This window comes from Haloferax mucosum ATCC BAA-1512 (genome assembly GCF_000337815.1).
Taxonomy (GTDB): domain Archaea; phylum Halobacteriota; class Halobacteria; order Halobacteriales; family Haloferacaceae; genus Haloferax; species Haloferax mucosum.
Window position 1 is genome coordinate 192,725 of record NZ_AOLN01000018.1, and the last position, 18,462, is coordinate 211,186.

18 protein-coding genes and 1 tRNA gene are annotated in these 18,462 nt (G+C 62.6%); 15 read left to right on the forward strand and 4 right to left on the reverse strand.

The annotated features are described in order from the left end of the window. Positions 1-61 precede the first annotated feature (61 nt). From C440_RS13630 to C440_RS13640, 3 genes are all read left to right on the forward strand, one after another. Entirely contained in the window at positions 62-1,009 is a 948-nt protein-coding gene (locus tag C440_RS13630; RefSeq protein WP_008321147.1) for an NAD-dependent epimerase/dehydratase family protein, read from the forward strand. A gap of 81 nt (positions 1,010-1,090) precedes the next feature. Beyond that, entirely contained in the window at positions 1,091-1,837 is a 747-nt protein-coding gene (locus tag C440_RS13635; protein WP_008321148.1) for a DUF2797 domain-containing protein, read from the forward strand. A gap of 87 nt (positions 1,838-1,924) precedes the next feature. Then, positions 1,925-2,344 carry a hypothetical protein gene (locus C440_RS13640; protein ID WP_008321149.1) on the forward strand — a complete coding sequence of 140 codons (420 nt, stop codon included), beginning with the start codon at positions 1,925-1,927 and terminating at the stop codon, positions 2,342-2,344. Between the two features lie 25 nt (positions 2,345-2,369). Here C440_RS13640 and C440_RS13645 read toward each other — a convergent pair whose 3' ends face one another. Together C440_RS13645 and C440_RS13650 are read right to left on the reverse strand one after the other, a co-directional pair. Next, on the reverse strand, positions 2,370-3,476 hold the full coding sequence (locus C440_RS13645) for a glycosyltransferase family 4 protein (protein ID WP_008321150.1): 1,107 nt from the start codon (positions 3,474-3,476) through the stop codon (positions 2,370-2,372). 98 nt (positions 3,477-3,574) lie between these two features. After that, complete coding sequence (locus C440_RS13650) at positions 3,575-4,636, reverse strand: glycosyltransferase family 4 protein (RefSeq protein WP_008321151.1); 1,062 nt, start codon at positions 4,634-4,636, stop codon at positions 3,575-3,577. Positions 4,637-4,735: 99 nt separating this feature from the next. Here C440_RS13650 and C440_RS13655 point away from each other — a divergent pair, with 99 nt between their 5' ends. From C440_RS13655 to C440_RS13665, 3 genes are all read left to right on the forward strand, one after another. Next, positions 4,736-5,011: a ribonuclease P protein component 4 gene (locus C440_RS13655; protein ID WP_008321152.1), complete on the forward strand. Its 276-nt coding sequence runs from the start codon at positions 4,736-4,738 to the stop codon at positions 5,009-5,011. A 134-nt stretch (positions 5,012-5,145) separates the two neighbouring features. Then, positions 5,146-5,394, forward strand: a complete 249-nt coding sequence (locus tag C440_RS13660; protein ID WP_008321153.1) for a YhbY family RNA-binding protein — start codon at positions 5,146-5,148, stop codon at positions 5,392-5,394. After that, the gene (locus tag C440_RS13665; protein WP_008321154.1) at positions 5,391-6,299 is read left to right on the forward strand and encodes a mechanosensitive ion channel family protein; all 909 of its coding nucleotides are present in this window, start codon (positions 5,391-5,393) and stop codon (positions 6,297-6,299) included. The genes C440_RS13660 and C440_RS13665 overlap by 4 nt, the downstream gene beginning before the upstream one ends. 55 nt (positions 6,300-6,354) lie before the next feature. Here C440_RS13665 and C440_RS13670 read toward each other — a convergent pair whose 3' ends face one another. Then, a complete protein-coding gene (locus tag C440_RS13670) occupies positions 6,355-7,167 on the reverse strand; it encodes an HD domain-containing protein (RefSeq protein ID WP_008321155.1) in 813 nt (270 codons plus the stop codon). A gap of 75 nt (positions 7,168-7,242) precedes the next feature. Further along, positions 7,243-7,743, reverse strand: a complete 501-nt coding sequence (locus tag C440_RS13675; protein ID WP_008321156.1) for a redoxin domain-containing protein — start codon at positions 7,741-7,743, stop codon at positions 7,243-7,245. A gap of 267 nt (positions 7,744-8,010) precedes the next feature. Here C440_RS13675 and C440_RS13680 point away from each other — a divergent pair, with 267 nt between their 5' ends. The 9 genes from C440_RS13680 (at position 8,011) to C440_RS13720 (ending at position 18,423) form a co-directional block, all read left to right on the forward strand. Next, positions 8,011-8,286, forward strand: coding sequence for a Sec-independent protein translocase subunit TatA/TatB (locus C440_RS13680; protein WP_008321157.1), 276 nt, complete (start codon positions 8,011-8,013; stop codon positions 8,284-8,286). Between the two features lie 87 nt (positions 8,287-8,373). Further along, positions 8,374-8,446 (forward strand) — tRNA-Arg (locus C440_RS13685). 580 nt (positions 8,447-9,026) lie between these two features. Then, positions 9,027-12,416 carry an ATPase, T2SS/T4P/T4SS family gene (locus C440_RS13690; RefSeq protein WP_008321158.1) on the forward strand — a complete coding sequence of 1,130 codons (3,390 nt, stop codon included), beginning with the start codon at positions 9,027-9,029 and terminating at the stop codon, positions 12,414-12,416. Further along, a complete protein-coding gene (locus C440_RS13695; protein WP_008321160.1) occupies positions 12,417-14,465 on the forward strand; it encodes a type II secretion system F family protein in 2,049 nt (682 codons plus the stop codon). Beyond that, positions 14,462-14,917, forward strand: coding sequence for a DUF7287 family protein (locus C440_RS13700; RefSeq protein ID WP_008321161.1), 456 nt, complete (start codon positions 14,462-14,464; stop codon positions 14,915-14,917). Before C440_RS13695 ends, C440_RS13700 begins: the two co-directional genes overlap by 4 nt. Beyond that, a complete protein-coding gene (locus tag C440_RS13705) occupies positions 14,914-15,543 on the forward strand; it encodes a DUF7288 family protein (protein ID WP_008321163.1) in 630 nt (209 codons plus the stop codon). The genes C440_RS13700 and C440_RS13705 overlap by 4 nt, the downstream gene beginning before the upstream one ends. Beyond that, on the forward strand, positions 15,537-16,454 hold the full coding sequence (locus C440_RS13710; protein WP_049915871.1) for a hypothetical protein: 918 nt from the start codon (positions 15,537-15,539) through the stop codon (positions 16,452-16,454). Before C440_RS13705 ends, C440_RS13710 begins: the two co-directional genes overlap by 7 nt. Continuing rightward, entirely contained in the window at positions 16,454-17,725 is a 1,272-nt protein-coding gene (locus C440_RS13715; protein WP_008321164.1) for a PKD domain-containing protein, read from the forward strand. The genes C440_RS13710 and C440_RS13715 overlap by 1 nt, the downstream gene beginning before the upstream one ends. Continuing rightward, complete coding sequence (locus tag C440_RS13720) at positions 17,722-18,423, forward strand: DUF7289 family protein (RefSeq protein WP_008321165.1); 702 nt, start codon at positions 17,722-17,724, stop codon at positions 18,421-18,423. Before C440_RS13715 ends, C440_RS13720 begins: the two co-directional genes overlap by 4 nt. Positions 18,424-18,462 lie beyond the last annotated feature (39 nt).

Sequence of the window (18,462 nt, forward strand, 5' to 3'; positions counted from 1 at the left end):
GCCTCGAATGACGTTCCAACGGAGGGAAACGGACTTACCACTCGGTCGAATCATCTGAGCTATGTCGTTGGAACTCTCCGACAAGCGCGTCCTCGTGACCGGGGGCGCAGGTCTCGTTGGCTCTCATCTCGCGGCCCGTCTCGCCGAGGACAACCACGTCGTCGTCGCGGACGACCTCTCGAAAGGTACCCGCGAGCGCGTCCCCGACGGCGTCGAATTCGTCCGAGCGGACATGACAGACCCCGACGAAGTCGCCGAGGCCGTCACCGAAGACCTCGACATCGTGTTCCACTTCGCGGCCTACACGGACACGAACTACAGTAACCCGCGCCAGTTGTTCGAGGAGAACACCGAGATGACGTACAACGTCCTCGAACGGATGCAAGATGTCGGCGTGACGAACATCGCCTTTACCTCCTCTTCGACGGTCTACGGCGAGGCCCCGCGCCCGACGCCCGAAGACTACGCCCCCCTCGAACCTATCAGCATCTACGGCTCTTCGAAACTCGCCGACGAGGGCCTGCTCTCGACGTTCGCACACTCCTACGATTTCACCGTCTACATGTACCGCTTTGCAAACATCGTCGGCCCGAAACAGCGCGGGAACGTCATCCCCGACTTCATCGAGAAACTGCTCGAAGACCCCGAGACGCTCGAAATCCTCGGCGACGGCCGACAAGAGAAATCCTATCTCCACGTCGAGAACTGTATCGACGCGATGTGCCACGTGGTCGAACACGCCGACCGCGACTTCAACGTCTACAACCTCGGCACCCGGACGACCACGTCGGTGACGACCATCGCTAACATCGTCTCCGACGTGATGGGACTCGACCCCGACTACGAGTATACCGGCGGTGACCGTGGCTGGACCGGTGACGTTCCGAAGATGCGTCTCTCCATCGAGAAACTGTCCGCACTCGGCTGGGAACCGGACAATTCGAGCGACGACGCCGTCCGGCGGGCCGCCGAAGAACTCTCCGACGAACTGCGAGCGGAGTACGAGTAACCCCGGTCTGGCTCGCCCGAGAACCGTCGAGAACCGCCCGGGAACGAGCCACCTTTCTACCGCGACGGCGTATCCCGGTTCGTGCAGGTCGTCGGCTACGATACCGGAACGCCAGCGCTGTTCGTGAGCACGAGCGACGGCATCGACTCGGTCGCACTCGACCCCGGAACCGAACTCGAATACCGCCTCGGCGACCGTCACTGTGCGGGGTCCATCCACGACGACCGCCACATCCCGTGTGACAACGACGGCGCGCCGTACTGCCCGGACCACCGGAGCACGTGGGTCTGTGCGAAGTGCACCGGGTCGTGTCTGAAAGACGAGATGGACTGCTACGAGGACCACGCGGTTTACCTCGCCGCCTTCGCACCGGCCACGTTCAAAGTCGGCGTCACGCGCCACTGGCGACTCGAAACACGGCTCCGAGAGCAGGGTGCTGACCGCGCGGCACACATCCGAACGCTCTCCGACGGCCGCATCGCCCGCGAGTACGAAGCCGAACTCGCAACCGACATCTCGGACCGCATCCGCGTGCCGGCGAAGGTTTCGGGCTTCGGACGCGACGTTGACGCCGATGCGTGGGCCTCGCTCGTGGGCGACTTCGACCCGATAGAGACGTTTTCGTTCGAGTACGGACTCGTCCTCTCGGAGAGTCCGGTCGCCGAAACCATCGCCACGGGGACGATTCGCGGCGTGAAAGGACGCGTCCTCGTCCTCGACCACCGCGGAACGACCTACGCGGTCGATATGCGCGACCTCGTGGGACACGAACTCGAACGCGGCGGGACCGACCGCGACCTCCAGTCGAGTCTCGGCGCGTTCGGATGAGCCACCAGTGCCGTCCGAATAAAGACAGCAGTCTGACACACTTTGAAGACCGTCAGCACTTTCCGGGTGGACGGCTAATCCGCGACCATGGCTGACGACGAACACACAGACGAGACGCAGGCACCGGACGAAGGCGGCGACGGCGACGAAGAAAAATCGTTCCGCGAGCGCGTCGAAGAGATTCGCAAGCGGCGCGAAAAAGAGCGCGAAGAGGGCGACCGCCCGAGTCCCGAAGAGATGATGGGCGGCGGCGGTCCCGGCGGCATGGGTGGCGGCGGCAACCCCTTCGCGCAGATGATGAGCGGCATGATGGGCGGCGGCGGCCCCGGCGGTGCCGGTGGCATGGGTGGCGGTCCCGGCGGCATGGGCGGAAGCCCACGAGACCCAGAACAGGGAAGCGGCAGTGACGAACAACTCGTCCGAGAGGTCCGACAACTCCGCGACGAAGTTCGTGACGTGAACCGCGAACTGCGCCGCATCGCCGACGCGCTCGAAGACCGCGACTGAGTTCGCGCCGCAGTCCGCGTTTGTTTTATCGCGCCATAACCCGGTCGTAGAGCGCCGCGAGTTTATCGACCGAGTGTTCGACGCTCACCTCGTCGCGCCGGGCGAGACAGTTCTCGCTGAGGTCGTCGTGCTCGGTGAGGGCGCGCCGGATGCCGTGGCGAAAGCCCTCCAAATCGCCTGATTCGTAGTGGTACCCCGTCATGCCGTCAGCGACGGTATCCTCTAATGCGCCCTCGTTGACGCCGACGACCGGGGTACCGCAGGCGTTGGCTTCCAGCGCGACGAGTCCCTGTGTCTCGACCGGACTCGGGAAACAGAACACGTCGAGCATCGAGTAGAACGCCGGGAGGTCCTCGCGGTCCAAGAACCCGAGGAAGCGGGCGTCAACACCGAGGGTGTCGGCGAGTCGCTCTAACTGGTCGCGGGCGGGTCCGTCGCCGCCGAAGACGAGCGTCACGTCGAGGTCCGCCGCGGCGCGAACGAGTTCGTCGAGGTGCTTTTCGTAGCCGTGGCGACCGGTGTAGCCGATAATTGGCCCGTCGCCGAGACCGTGTCGCCGACGGAACGCGTCGCCTTCGACCGGCGCGAACTGCTCCGTGTCGATGCCGTTCGAGAGGACGGCGATGTCGGCATCGACGCCAACTTCGTCGGTGAGGCGGCGTTTAGCGTCTTCGCTCGGGACGATGACCGCGTCGGCGCGGTCGAAGAACCAGCGCTCGTAGCGCGCTGCGGTTCGCTCGACGCCGCGTTCGATAGCGCCGACAGAGCTGAGATACTCGGCGTACTCCGCGGTCGGCGTGTGGTAAGTCGCAACTAGCGGGAGGTTGCGGCGGCGGGCGAGTCGAAGCCCCGCCAATCCGAGCCCGAACGGCGTGTGTGCGTGGACGATATCTGCGCTCTCGACGGCCTTCGGTATCCGCGGCGCACCGATTCGCAATCCCTCGTAGAACGGGAACGGAAGGCTTCTGACGGCGTACTCACCTGCTTCGGGGTCGTACGTGTCGTCGTCGGGGAAGATGACGTCCATGCGGCCACCGCGACGTTGCCATCGCTCGCGCCACGTCTGTATCGTGTAGGTGACGCCGTTGACGGTCGGTAGGTACGTGTCGGTGAACGCGGCGACCGACTGCATGCCCGGTCGTGTGACCCGGATGGGATAAACCGTTGTGACTTCGTGCCAGCGTGTGGTGTGTCAGCAAAAGACTCGAACCGGCCGCGAGAAATCGGCGTTCAGTCGTCGAGCGACCCGTCGAGCGCGTCCTCGTAGGTCTCAACGAGCCTGTCGCCGACGCGGGCGAGGTCGTGTTCGGCGGCCGTCTCTTTCGCGTTTTCGCCGAGCCGACGGCGGAGGTCGGGGTCGCGGTCGAGTAGTTCGATTGCGCGGCGGAACTCCTCGTCGGTCTCGCACTTCAAGCAGTCGTGGCCGTGAGTGTAGAACTCCTCGAACACGGGGATATCGCGGACGACGACCGCCTTTCCACATGCCATCGCTTCGAGCACCGCGATGCCCTGATTCTCGTTTTTCGTCGGGAAGAGATACACGTCACCGGCACCGAACGCGCCGCGGATATCGTCTATCCAGCCGGTGAAGGTGACGTTCTTCGGAGGGTTGTTGACCCAGTGTTTGACCGTCTTCGAGGCGTGCGGGCCGGTGTCGTAGGGACCGAACCACGCGAAGTCGTGGGCGGTCTCGGTTGCGACGTTACAAAACGTGGTGAGTCCCTTCCGCTCGAAGACGTTTCCGACTGCGAACACGACCATGCCGTCGAGGTCGTACTTCTCGCGGTACTCGTCGCGGAGGTCCTCGAAGCCAGCCAGTGCCTCAGCATCGACGCCGTTCGAGATGGGCCGAATCGGGGCGTCTACCGGATAGGATTCGAGGATGCCCTTCGTGTACTTCGAGGGGCAAAGAACCACGTCGGCCTGCGAGTAGAACCACCTGAGATACTTGCCGAGGAAGGGCGCGACGGCGGTCGAACCGCGGAAGCTCTCGGCGAAGTCTTCGCGCGTGACGTGCGAGTGGAGTACGAGCGGGATATCGTTTCGTTTGGCGTGTCGGGCGACGGCGACGGAACCCGGGCCGATGAGGTTGCAGTGGGCCACGTCGTAGTCGCGGAACACGCCGTCTCCTCGCAGGAGTTCGGCGGCACCCGAGACGGACGGCTCGGGCCACGGGGACGTGACGACCTCCACGTCGGTCGTAGCGAGGGCCGCTCGCTGTTGGTCGGTGGCGGTTCCGATGCCACTCCGTTCGAGTTGCGAGGAGAACTCGAGATAGTTCAGGACGCGCACAGTCGCCCGTTTTCTCGGGTGGGATTTGACCCTACCGGCTTCTGGTTCCGACGACTGCGGTTCGGAACGTCTTTGTTCGGGCCGCGCACCCCAAGGTGTATGAGCATCGCGGAAGAGCGCATCGACAGACTCCACGAACTCGCCCGCGAAGCGGCGAGCAATCGGGACCACGAACGCGCTCGTGAGTACGTTCGTCTCGCGCGACGGGTCGCAGAGCGGAACCGGTGCGGGCTTCCGAAGGAATTCCGCCGGTTCGCCTGTGACGAGTGCGACGCGTATCTTCGCCCGGGCGTCAACGCTCGCATTCGGACGCGCGCCGGCGGTCACGTCGTCGTCAGGTGCGACTGTGGCGCGACCAAACGCTACCCGTACTAACCTGTGTCGCACCTCGTCAGGTCGAAAAACGCTGTCATTGCTTCGGGTTCGCCGGCACGTCGCGTGTGATTCACCCCCAAACGGCCGCCAAAGCCTTACTATTGAAGCCCTCTCGCACATAGTGGAGGCCACACATGAACAAACAGGACCTGCGGAAGGAAGCACACGACCTCGACGTGACCGTCTGGGTGGGTAAGAGTGGTATCGAAGCGGTCGTCGGCGAACTGAACGACCAACTAGCCGACCGGAACCTCGTGAAAGCGAAGTTCCTTCGCGCGTCACTCGGCGGCACGACGATTGACGAGGCCGCGGCCGACCTCGCCGAACGAGTGAACGCGGACTTGATAGAGACCCGCGGCAAGACCGCAGTCTTCCACAGATGAACACCCTCGCGCTCCCGCTCCAGTTACAGGGCGACGGCGGCGCAATCGGTCGGTTCCTCGCAACGCAGAACATCCCGTACGCGCAGTTGCTCGGCACGATTCTCGGCTTCGGTATCGGCTTCGCCGTCGTCTACATCGTCGGCAAGGCCGTGCTGTCGTCCATCGTCAGTCGCATGCTCGACCGACGCGGAGCCGACACGCACGCGAAAAAGCCCCTGATGAAAATCGTGACGCTCGTCACGGCCTTCGTCGCACTCGGGGCTGGATTCGGCTTCGCCGGGCTCGGGAACTTCCTCCAGTCGATTGCGACGATTGGCGCGGCGGCGACGCTCGCAATCGGCTTTGCGATGCAAGACGTTATCGCCAACTTCGTCGCGGGCATCTTCATCTTCACCGACCGTCCGTTCCGCATCGACGACTGGATCGAATGGGACGGCAACTCCGGCGTCGTCGAGGACATCTCGTTTCGCGTGACGCGAGTCCGGACGTTCGACAACGAACTGCTCACCGTGCCGAACTCGCAACTCACGAACGGCGTCATCAAGAATCCCGTCGCAAAGGACAAGCTTCGCCTGCAGGTCCCGTTCGGTATCGGATACGACGACGACATCGAGCGGGCGACAGATATCATCCTCGAAGAGGCCGACGCCCACGACGGCATCATGGCCGACCCCGAACCGTCCGTTCGGCTGACCGAACTCGGCGACTCGGCTGTCGTCCTCAAGTCGCGCATCTGGATTACGGACCCCAGCCGCGCCGACTTCGTCAAGACTCGCGGCGAGTACGTGACGGCGGTGAAAGCGCGCTTCGACGAGGAGGGAATCGACTTCCCCTACCCGAACCGCGCGCTCAGCGGCGAACTGTCCGTCTCCGGCGTCGAACAACTCGCGCAATCGAACGACTGAAGAACCCCGGAGTTCGAGGGGGCCGCCCCCTCGGGCGTCGCGGTCACCGACTTTACTAAAGTTCGATGCGCTCGACCAGACGGTCTTCCGACTTCGTGTTGACTGCGACGATTCGCACGTGGTCTTCGAGTCCCGACCCCTGTAGCTTCGCTTTCAGCAGGTTATCGACCTGATAGACGCCCGCGGCGTTGACCATCTCGATTTCCACGAGGACGGCGGATTCCTCGCCCGGTTTCAACGTGACGTTCCTGATGGCGCGACTGGAGAGCGTGTTGATGCCGCGACCGCCTTTCTCGTAGGGGATACGCGACCGCCCGCGCTCCATGTCGAGTGCGTCGGCGACGCGGATAACGCCCGCTTCGAGCGTCAGTGGGTCTTCCTCGCGGTGGTGACAGAGAATCGCGTGGAGGACTTCGGCCTTGATTCGAACCGCGTCGGCGAGGTCGTAAAACTCCGAGAGGAATCGGTCGAGCACGTCGGAGGCGAGCGGAATCGAGTAGTACGCGTGGTTGTCGCGGTGGACGATGTGGCCGATGTCGTGTAACTGCGCCGCGAGCGCGATGATGACCGCTTCGTCGGCCTCGTCGAGACCCTGGTCGGCCGCGCCGTTGAACACACAGCCACCGTCTTTGAGGAGATCGTAGAGCCTGAGTGCGCGGTTGAGGACGATTTCGATGTGCTTCGGCCCGTGGTCGTTGTAGCCCTTGCGCGTCACCGCGTTCACGTTCTGCGCTTCGAGAAGCGTCTCTACTTCCTCGTCGTCGAGTAACGCGGGAAGAACCTCGTTGAGTTTCTCGTCGGGGAACGCGTGGTCCGCGTCGGGGTCGTAGACTCGGCCGCCGTTGAGGGCCTCTTCAGAATCACTCATGCGACAGATGGCTTCCTTAGCGGATAAAAAACACTAGGGCGAAACTGGTCGCGGAGTTACAACTTTTGGAGACAGTTACGCGGCTTCGGTCGTCTCTTCGAGCGTTTCGGCCGCCGCCTCGACGGCGTCGTAGTCGGGTTCGACGCCGGGGTTGTCGCTGACCCACGCGTAGGTGATTTCGCCGTCGGCGTCTACGACGAAGACCGACCGCTTGGCGAGACGGTTGACACCGAGGTCGGCGAAGTCCATCGACACGTCGTAGGCGTCGATGAGTTCGCGGTTCGTGTCGCTAATGAGACCGAAGTTGAGACCGTTCGTTTCGGCGAACGCAGAGAGGGTAAACGGCGTGTCGATGCTGATGCCGTAGACCGTCGCGCCGACGCCCTCGAAATTCGCCATCTGGTCGCGGAACGTACACATCTCGGTCGTACACGTGCCGGTGAACGCCGCGGGGAAGAACGCGAGGACGATGGGCGCTTCGTCGAGGTGTTCGGAGAGCGTGAACGACTCGATGTCGCCGTCGATGTCAGTCTTCGGGGCGGTGAAATCGGGTGCGCTGTCGCCAACAGATACCATGTCTTGTGGTACGCACGGAGCATCATTATCTCTGCGTTAGGTGACAGTCACGACGCGCGCACTCCCAGCACACCGCGTCAGTCAGGCTGAGTGACATTCAACACCGCCGGATTCGACCACTCGGCCACAAGGTATTCGTAGGTTGTTGGTCCGTTTGCCGGCCGATTCGTGCGTTTTCGAGATATCCGTCGCGCCGATATTCTGTCATTCCTGAGGCCGTAGAAGGCAAAAAGCCTATAATTAACACTGGGTAAGGCAGAAACAGCGATGTTCGAGACCATTACCCCCCTGTTCCCGGGGCTCCCGGGCGGGCCGGAGCTGCTCATCGTCCTCCTCGTGCTCGTCCTGCTGTTCGGCGCGAACAAGATACCGAAACTTGCTCGCTCCACCGGGCAGGCCATGGGCGAGTTCCAGCGTGGACGCAACGAAATCGAAGAAGAACTGAAGGATATGGAAGCCGGCGACGAGGATACGACGGCCGACACGTCCTCGGAGACGACAACGTCCACCGAGACGGCGACGTCCACCGAGACAGAGGCGTAATCGCAGCTCTTTCCTCGATTCTCTCTTCCGGCCCAAACAGGGTCGAACCACGCGATTTTTGGGTATCCCCAAAGAGAGGCGTCCGCAGGGCGTGTGGCCTAGTGGACAGGGCGAGAGGTTCCTAACCTCTCGATCGCGGGTTCGAATCCCGTCACGCCCGTTCTTGTGGCGAACGAAGTGAGACCAAGAGCAAACCGTACGGGATTCGAATCAGGGAGCGAACGGAGTGAGCGACCGAGGTTCGAATCCCGCCGCGCTCGCTTCTCTCACGTGCGTTCGTTCAGCTCTCGCGGCGGACTCCCACTCACTGCGTTCGCGGGAATCCCGTCACGCCCGTTATCGTGACGAGCGAAGCGAGTCTCGGTCTGGTTCGAACCCCGTGAACTCCATTACGGTATGCGGCACACGGCGCGTATTCCCGTCATGACCGTCCAATCACTATCCCGGTGCGGAGGGTCCTGCGCCCCTTGCTTCGCCCGCCATCTCTCACCGTCCTGCACTGCACGAACGGTAATCGAACTAGTATCAACTCCGGGCCGTACAACGATAGAAAAAGACGGTCCCATCAGCGCCGCGAAACGTCGGGGTCCGTTCACTAAATCCACCATTAAGCAGTGAGGGAGCGTAACATACCTGTTTGCTAGCTAATAAATACCTATAAAAACAATACTTAAACAGTTTTTAAACTGTGAATTGGCTGAGAAAAAGACTTTTCCATCGGCCCGAATACCCGGAGGACAATGGCAACCGAAGACGCCGACGGAGCAGACCACAAGGCGTTAGCCGGTGAAACCGAACCACCGGCGGATGGTAACACCGCTCCGGAACAGGCGTCGAACGCTCGTGTCGGTGCGTACTCGTGGGCCGATTTCCTCGACGAATACGGAACTGACGGCGATATCGAGGCTCTCTACGGCTTCGACCCGCGGGTTCGCAGTGACGCACCGGGAACGTCCCGATGGGAAGACGACGAGGAGCGCGAGATTCCCACGCCGACTCGGAGCGATTGGGACGACGTGGGTCTCGACCCCGAGACGTATCTCGATTTCCACCCCGTCGATGTCGCGGATTTCGTCGGCAAACGCGGCGCACACGCGGTCGATATCCACGGGCAGTTCGAAGCGTTTTGCGACCCCGAGACGACGCCGGTCGTCAAAGACGAGTGGCTGTGGGAACATTACAAACGCGAGTATTACTACGAAGACGACGGCTCTCGCCCGCGCGACGAGGACGACGAACTCGTCCGTTTCGACGCCGAAGACGCGCTCGGCTTCGACCCCGAGTACATCGAGAACGCGCTCGCACGCGGTGGACAGCGGGCAGACGAACTCGACGCAGTCATCGAAACGCGAACCGTCGATGTCAGCTCCGACCTCGACGAAGACGCGTTCTTTTCGAGCGCGGACGGGACGACGACGCTGGTGAACCGCTACGACCTCGAAAAGGCGGTTCCGATCGAGAAAAAGACGCATTTCCGCGAAATCGAGCGCTACTGGGTCAACAAACCCTACGCGTTCGTCATCCTCTTTCATTCGGTCAAAGAAAACGAAACGAAGTACTACGTCGTCGAACCGCACCTAAATCGAATCGAAGACGACCTGACGGAGTTCCTGACGAGCAAGCTTCGGACGGCGATCAAATACGACGACGACAGCGTCGTCGAAGGGGGGTCGGACAGTCGCAGCAAGGTCATCGAGGCACAGACGTACGACCTACTGTCTCGGTACGACCTCTACGACGCGCCCGAGACGAGTGCGTCGAGTGCGAAAAGCGACGACCAGTCCGACGCGTCGGGTCTCACTTCCCGACTCGGGTTAGACGGACTGTTCGGCGGTGACTCGGCCAAGTCGGCGGCGACGGACGCGTCGAGCAACCGATTCGCTGGAATCGCCGCTCGTCTCGGACTGGACGGCGTCTTCGGCGGGAAACGGACGTATACGAGAGACGACGACCCTCTCGGCGGAATCGACGGCATCGCGGCCCGTCCGGAACCGGCGGTCCTCGCGGACGACGCCGACGGGCTGAACGACTATCAGGTCCGGAAGCTACAGTACTTCCTCCGGCGCGATTTTATCGGCTACGAGCGCATCGACGGCATCAAACACGACATCAACGTCGAGGACATCTCCTGTGACGGCTACAACTCACCGGTGTTCGTCTACCACTCCGACTACGAGCAGATCATCTCGAACGTCTACCACGGTGAGCAGGAACTCGACGATTTCGTCGTCAAACTCGCCCAACGCTCCGGAAAAGGAATTTCGAAGCGGCGACCGCAAGTGGACGCCACGCTCCCCGACGGGTCGCGCGCGCAACTCACGCTCGGCCGCGAGGTGTCGGACCACGGAACCAACTACACTATCCGGCAGTTCAAGGACGTGCCGTTCACGCCAATCGACCTCATCAACTGGGCTACCTTCTCGCTCGAAGAGATGGCGTTTCTCTGGCTCTGTATCGAAAACGACAAGAGTCTCATCTTCGCGGGCGGCACGGCGTCCGGGAAGACGACGTCGCTCAACGCGGTCTCGCTTTTCATCCCCTCGAACACGAAAATCGTCTCCATCGAAGACACCCGCGAGGTCGAACTCCCCCAACGGAACTGGATTGCCTCCGTCACGCGGCCGTCGTTCGCAGACGACGACAAAGGTGACGTAGACGAGTTCGACCTGCTCGAAGCCGCGCTTCGACAGCGTCCGGACTACATCGTCATGGGCGAGATTCGCGGCGAAGAAGGCCGGACGCTCTTTCAGGTCATGTCAACTGGCCACACCACCTACACGACGTTCCACGCCGACTCCGTGGGCGAGGTGCTCAAGCGGTTTACGACCGCGCCAATCAACGTCTCGAAGACGATGTTCACCGCCCTCGACCTCGTGTCCATCCAGACTTCGACGCGGGTCGGTGGCAACAAAGTACGGCGGAACAAGTCGCTCACCGAAATCAACCACTACGACCCCGAGAACGACGAAATCAACGTTCAGGACGTCTATCAGTGGCAAGCGGAGACCGACGAATTCCTCCAGATGGGGTCGTCGAACACACTCGAAGAGATAAAGTTCGACCGCGGGTGGAACCAAGAGACGCTCGAACTGGAGATATTCAAGCGACAGGTCATCCTCGCGTACCTCATCGACCGCGGTCTCAACACGTACACGCAGGTCGCGGCGACGTTTCAGGCGTTCATCAACGACCAAGCCACCATCATCGGCCTGATGGCGACCGACGACCTCGAACGCAGTCTGGAAGACCTCCGCGAGATGGAGTCGGTCCACATCGACATCGACGCCGAAAGCGAGGCGATGGTCCCGCGACCGGAGCCACCGGAACACGTCAGAACGCTCGCACGGCAGATTCTCAGCCGGGCGGAGTCAGAACTCTTCCCCGACTACCGCGACCGCGACGTGGGCGACGTTGCGGACGCGCTCGGACACATGCGCCCCGACCCCGACGTCGAAGCCGAACACGACGACCACGACGAACTTGACGCGCTCGACGCGGCGACGACAGACTCCGAACTCGACGCTAGCACCGACCGCTCTGAACTCGACACGGGCGACGAAACGCCCGAAATCGAAGGCGAAGACGGGCCGTCGTCGCTCGACAGCGAAGACGAGACGCCGGCGCTCGAATCCGGAACGGACACTGACGCCGAGGATGCGGTCGAAGACGCCCGCAACGACCTCTGGCAGGCGATTCAGGAAGCGGACGACGATGCCGCCGACCACTTCGATTTCGACGGCAACGCGCCGTCGGTTCCCGACCCGAACGACGACGATGCCGATTTAGACGACTTCTTTGGCGCGTTCGGTCTCGGCGAATCAGCGAGTGGGGACGCGGGTCGCGCCCAGTCGGCGTCGGACGCGCCCGATGCGACTGACGACTCGACTCCCGACGCGTCGGCTGTGTCCGACGACTCGGACACGACCGACGAGCAGTGGGGCGGGTTCGAAACCGCCGAAACTGATTCACGGCGAGCAGACGGCCGGAAAGACACCGAACAGACCAACGAGGGTGCTTCGACTGCTGGTGAGGAGACCGCGGCTACTAGTGAGGAGACCGCGACTGCTGACGAAGCGGGAGCAACCGGAAACGGAAGCGAGCGGCCGACCGAAACCGACGAGGACGAGTAGATGAGCAACATCGACTCAGACACTTCCAGTGGACTCGACCGCGACACCGACACGCTCGGTGACGCCTTCTATCCGCTGTTCCAACTCCTGTTCGACGCAGACGGCGAGTTCGTCGCCGACATCGAAACGAAACTCCAGCAGGCGCGGATGCCAAACACCGTCGAACTCTACCTCTCGCGGGCGCTCGCTATCGGCGTGCTCGTCGGTCTCGTGCTGTGGCTCGTCGGTATGCTCGTCGGCTACGGCATCTTCGCGCTCGGCATTCTCTCGGCCGACTCGCTGAGCCTCGGGATTCCGGTCGCAAGCGAGTCGATGGCGAGCCTCCTTCGGTCGTTAGCGATGCCCGCCGCCGTCGTCGTCTCCGGAATCGTCTTCGGGTCGATTGGCTTCGGCGCGGGCTTTGGGACGCTCGTCGCGGTGCCGTACTCGAAAGCGTCGGCCCGCAAGCGCGAAATCAACATGCTCCTGTCGGATTCCATCTCGTTTATGTATGCGCTGTCCGTGGGCGGGTTGAACCAACTGGAGATTCTGGAGGCGATGGCGCGGGCCGAAGACACCTACGGCGAGGTGGCGCGGGAGTTCCAGAGCATCGTCCAAGAGACGGAGTACTTCGGCACCGACTACCGAAACGCCATCCAACAACAGGCGATGTTGACGCCGTCGGACGAACTCGCGCAGTTCCTCACCGACATGCTCTCTATCGTCAACTCGGGCGGCGACATGCAGGGCTTTCTCGACGACAAGAAGGACAAACACCTTCGAACGGCCAAACAACAGCAAGAACAGACGCTCGAAACGATGGAGCTGTTCGGCGAGATGTACATGACGCTGTCGCTGTTTCCGCTGTTGCTCATCATCATTCTCGTCATCATGAGCATGCTCGGAAAGGCACAACAGGAACTCCTCTATGCGACCGTCTACGGTCTCATTCCGCTCACCGGTGTCGGCTTTCTCGTCCTCGTCTCGACGGTCAAACAAGACGAGACGGGCGACGGCTTTCTCAGCCCCGAAGACGAAAGCGACCGTCTCCACGGCCAACAGCACGAAGGACTCGTCCACATGGGTCTCGTCGAGTCGTACGTCGGCGATTTCAGCCTGTTTTCGCGCATCAAATCCCGAGAAGGGACGTTCAAGACGAAGGCGCTGTTGCGCAAGCCGCACCTGTTTTTCAAGCGTCACCCGCTTTTCACGCTCGCGCTGACGGTGCCCGCGGCCCTCGTTCTCCTCGCTATTGGCGTCGTCGGCGGGGCGGCCCCAACGACGTGGGACGGCATGATTGCCCGGCCCGTCTGGGGGACGTTCATCTGGTTTTACGTCCCGGTCTACCTGATTGCGGTCCCCCTGACGGCCTTCCACGAGTGGAACGTCCACTCTCGGTCTGCAATCACGGGGAAACTCTCCGACAACCTCCGAAAACTGTCGAGCGCGAACGACACCGGACAGACGCTCCTCGAATCCATCAAGACCGTCTCAGACACGTCGTCCGGCAAACTCGCAGACGAGTTCGACGTGATGTACGCAAAGGTCCACTACGGAATGAGCCTCAAGGAGGCGCTCGTCGAGTTCAACAACAAATACCACATTCCGCGTCTCGCCCGGACTGTCAAGCTCATTACGAAGGCACAGGAGGCGTCGAGCCAGATTACGGAAGTTCTCACGACGGCGGCTCAAGCGTCCGAAAATCAAGACGACATCGAGCGCGAGCGCATCTCGCGGACCCGGATGCAGGTCGCCATCATCCTCATGACCTACATCACACTGCTGGCCGTCATGGCAATTCTCAAGACGCAATTCCTCGACGTGATGGCCGGTCTCACGGCGCAGGCGTCGGGGTCGGGGTCGAGCAGTGCGGCGACCGGCGGCCCCGACTTCGGCGGCGGCATCGACCCGGACCTGCTTTCGCTCCTGTTTTTCCACGGCGTCACCATTCAGGCGATGCTCTCAGGGTTCATCAGCGGCTACATCCGCAACGCCGACCTCCTCGCGGGAGTCAAGTTCGTCGTCATCCTGCAGACGCTCGCACTCGGCGTGTGGACGGTGGTCGGATGACGACCCGCGGCCAGACCACGCAGGACTTCGCCGTCGGCGTGAGCGTCTTCTTGCTCACGGTCGCGTTTCTCTTCGCGTTCCTGCCGAGCGTGCTCACGCCGTTCGAAGCGGGACCGACGGCATCGGAATCGGCGCAAGCGGGTCGCGTCGGGACCGCAGTCCACACGAATATCACCATCGACGGCTACGGCAACGAACTGGACCGGGACGCGGCCGCGACGTTCTTCGGACCGACGCCGACCGGTGACGAACTTCGGACGCGGTTATCACTCCCGACCAGCGCCCGACTCAACGTCACGGTTCGGAACGAGAACGATTCTATCGTCGCGCTCTCCGAGTCCGGCATCGAACTCCGCGGTGGCGAGCAGTACGCCGGACAACCCGCCGCTCGGGCGACGCGACTCGTCAGAGCCGACGCCGAAACGTACCGTCTGGAGGTGCGCGTCTGGTGACCGACCGCACTCGCGGGCAGGCGTTCACGCTCGAAGGCTTCGTCGCCTCGGCGTTCCTCCTCACGGCGCTTCTGTTCGCGCATCAATCGCTCGTTCTCTCACCGTCAACCGGGGGGACCGTCGATGCCGAGACGCAGACGCAACTCCGCCAGCAGGCACAGGACGTGTTGTTGGCGGCGTCGAACGCCGACTCGCGCGACCTCTCGTGGACCGTCCGACACTGGAACCCGGACCGAGCGTTGTTCGTCGGTGCCGACAGCCGAACGGCGGGCTACGGAAACGGCAAGGACGTTCCGGGGGAACTCGGTGGACTGCTCGTCACCGTCTTCGGCGAACAGGGCCGCTCGTACAACGTCGTCATGGTGGCTCGGAATACGACTTCGGACAAGCCGCCAGTGAGAGAACGAATCGTCTGGCGCGGGCCGCCGGGACAGACCGCGGTCACAGCGAGCTATCGGCTGACGCTGTACGATAATATGACCCTCACGGGCGACCAAGCCCCGATAACCGAACTGCGGACCTACAGCGCCAGTGACACTGGCGCGAACAACGGATACTATCCAATTCCGAACGTCGCTGACGGGCCGGTGTACAACGTCGTGGAGGTGCGATTGACCGTATGGTGAGAGACGAGCGCGCGCAGTTGTTGCTCGTCGCCGCTATCACCGTCGCGGTCTTCATCGTCTCGTTTTCCGTCGTGTTCAACGGCGTCATCTTCACCGAACAGCGGACCGGCGGCGACGCCGACATCGCCGCGAGCGGTGCCGAACAGTTCAGTTACGAGGTCCGCGAGACGACGGCGAACCTGCTCGTGCGAGTCAACCACGCGACCGTCTACGGAGGCGGCGGGTTGCCCGACGCACACGATGCGGCGCGAACTAACATCCAATCGAACTACGGACCTATTCTCGCCTCCTCCTACGGTGCGTCGTCGCCCGTGGCGGTGAACGTCACGTACGACGAGACGAACAGCACGCTTGGGAGCCGCGTCGTCCAGCGTTCGGACGGCGGTTCGACGACGAGCGCGAACGTCGCGGGGCGGGCAGTCGGGTGGTTCACACTCAACGTGAACGCGTCTGAGACGGACGGGTTCACCGTCAGCGTCGAAAACCAGACCGAAACCGTGACGTACGACATCGAGCGGAACAGTCACGGTCCCGGTCTCAACGTCACCGTGAGTGGCGACGTTTCGCAACCCGCAGTGACGTGCGAACAGACCGGTGACCGGGTTCTCATCGACCTCGTCGCGGGGACGGCGTTCGGTGATGACTGCGAGTTTCCGTCGTTTCGTGACGAACTCGTCGGCCCCTACGACGTGACGTTCGAAGACGAGAACGACGCGAGTCTTCGGTACGAACTCGTCGTCAACGGAACCGGAACGGGAGTTTCCGCACCCGACTGCACCGGTGCGAGCGGGCGAGACGTTCCCTGTCGCTCAGACGCGGTGTGGGTCGCGCACGTCGAGACGCAGTACGACCGGGCGCGTGTGTCATATCAGGACACACAAAACGTGAGCGTCTACGGAGGTGGCGTCTGATGTTCCGACGGGATACGCGGGCGATTTCCTCGGCGATTACGCACGTCCTCGCAATTGCCATCGTCACGGTCCTGATAAGCGGGCTCGTGGTGAGCGCGAGCGGCGCGCTCGAAAACGAACAGGAGCGTGCGGCCAAACAGGAGCTTCGGACTATCGGGGACCGAATCGCCGCCGGTATCACGAGTCTCGATTCGGTCGCCGAGACGGGAAGCGCCGTCTCGCTCGAACTGCGCCTCTCGCGGCGTGTCGGCGGTGAATCATACACCGTCTCTCTCGACACCGGTTCGGTGTGTTCGGACGTTGCGGTGAATCCGGACGCTTGTCTGTCGCTTCGGGCGGCATCGAGCGACGACGCCGTGGTCGTTCCCGTGATGAATCGCTCTCCGGTCAGCCTCGAAGAACGCGCTCCGGGGCAGTTTCTGCTATCGGTCGAACCGGGGACCGGCGACGCTCCCCCACGAGACCGCCGCACCAGCGTCAAAGTGGCACCGAATATCGGCATCGGATCGGACGTGACGCGTTCGGTCGTGGCCCAAGAACCGGCGGAACAACCACGACCGATAGCCGGGTTCGCCTTCGAGCCGACCGCGCCGGTGCCGGGTGAATCGGTCGCGTTCGATGCGACCGTCTCGGAGGGACTCGGAACCACGCTGAGCGACTACGACTGGACGTTCGACGGCGGCGCGCCGAGTTCCGGCGTGAGCGTCTCACACACGTTTGCGACGCCCGGCGTCCACACGGCTAACCTCACGGTGAGTGACGAGGACGGACGAAGCGACAGCATCGAGAAACCGGTGAAGGTGACCGGACTCGTGTACAATGGCGACGCGACCACGACCGACCTCGACGCCGACGGAACCGACGCCGGTGTGGAATTGAGCTTCACGAACGACTTCGGCGACAGCGTGTCCGTCAAGCAAATCCAAGTGAACACGAGCGACGACGTTGACGTGCTGACCGACGGCCTGTTCGAACCAGCACCCGAAGGTGTCGAAGTGTACGCGACCGCGAGCGGGCGGGACCGTCAGTTGGACTACGGCGGGGGTAAATCCATCCCGCGCGCCGGGGTTATCGTTGACCTCGAAGCGCGCGAAGACGACGATTCCGAAGGCTCGCTCCGAGTCGATACCGGCGACGACCTCACCCTGTACTTCAACGAATTCGCCGACGGCGGCGGCGACGTCGATATGTCCGGCGAGACGGTCGTCATCACCGTCCGGTACGAACACGACGGGACAAACTTCATCACCCGCGTCGAGGTGACGCCATGAGGTCCGAACGCGGCGTGAGCGAGGTCGTTTCGTTCGTCCTCGTGTTCGCGCTCGTTACGACTTCGGTCGGTCTCGTCTCGACGCTCGGCTACGCCACGCTTTCGGACCTCCAGTCCGCCGAACAGGCCGACAACGGGGCGCTCGCGTTCGAGGTGCTCGCGGCTGACGTCGATGCTATCGAGTCCGGCCGGGCCGAGACGCAAAGTGCAGACGTCGGAACGAGCGGCGGAACGTTCGGCGTGACGCCGGCGGAGACGGTCACAGCCACCGTCAACGGCGAGACGTGGAACGCGAGCGGGACGTTGTTCTTCCGGAGTACGGACACGAAACTGACCTACGAAAGCGGTGCGGTCGTCCGACGGTCGGGCGACGACGGCGTGATACTCGCGCCGCCGGATTTCACGTGCCGTGACGACGTTGCCGTCGTCTCTCTCGTGAGCATCACGTCCACGTCGTCGTCCAGTATCTCCGGGGATACCGTTCGCGTACTCACGCGACGACAGTCGAACGACCTGCTGGCATCGACGACAGACGAGACGGTGACTGTCGCGCCACAGGGCGACACACCAGACGCGTGGGCACAGTACTTCCGAGACCAGAACGACTGGTCCTACGATACGGGAACCGGTGAAGCTACCTGTACTGCTGAGCACGTCATCGTCAGAGAGACCACGATTACCGTGGACTTCAGAGTGTAGTCGGTCGCCTGCTCAGCGTGGGGGGTGATTCTCGCAGGT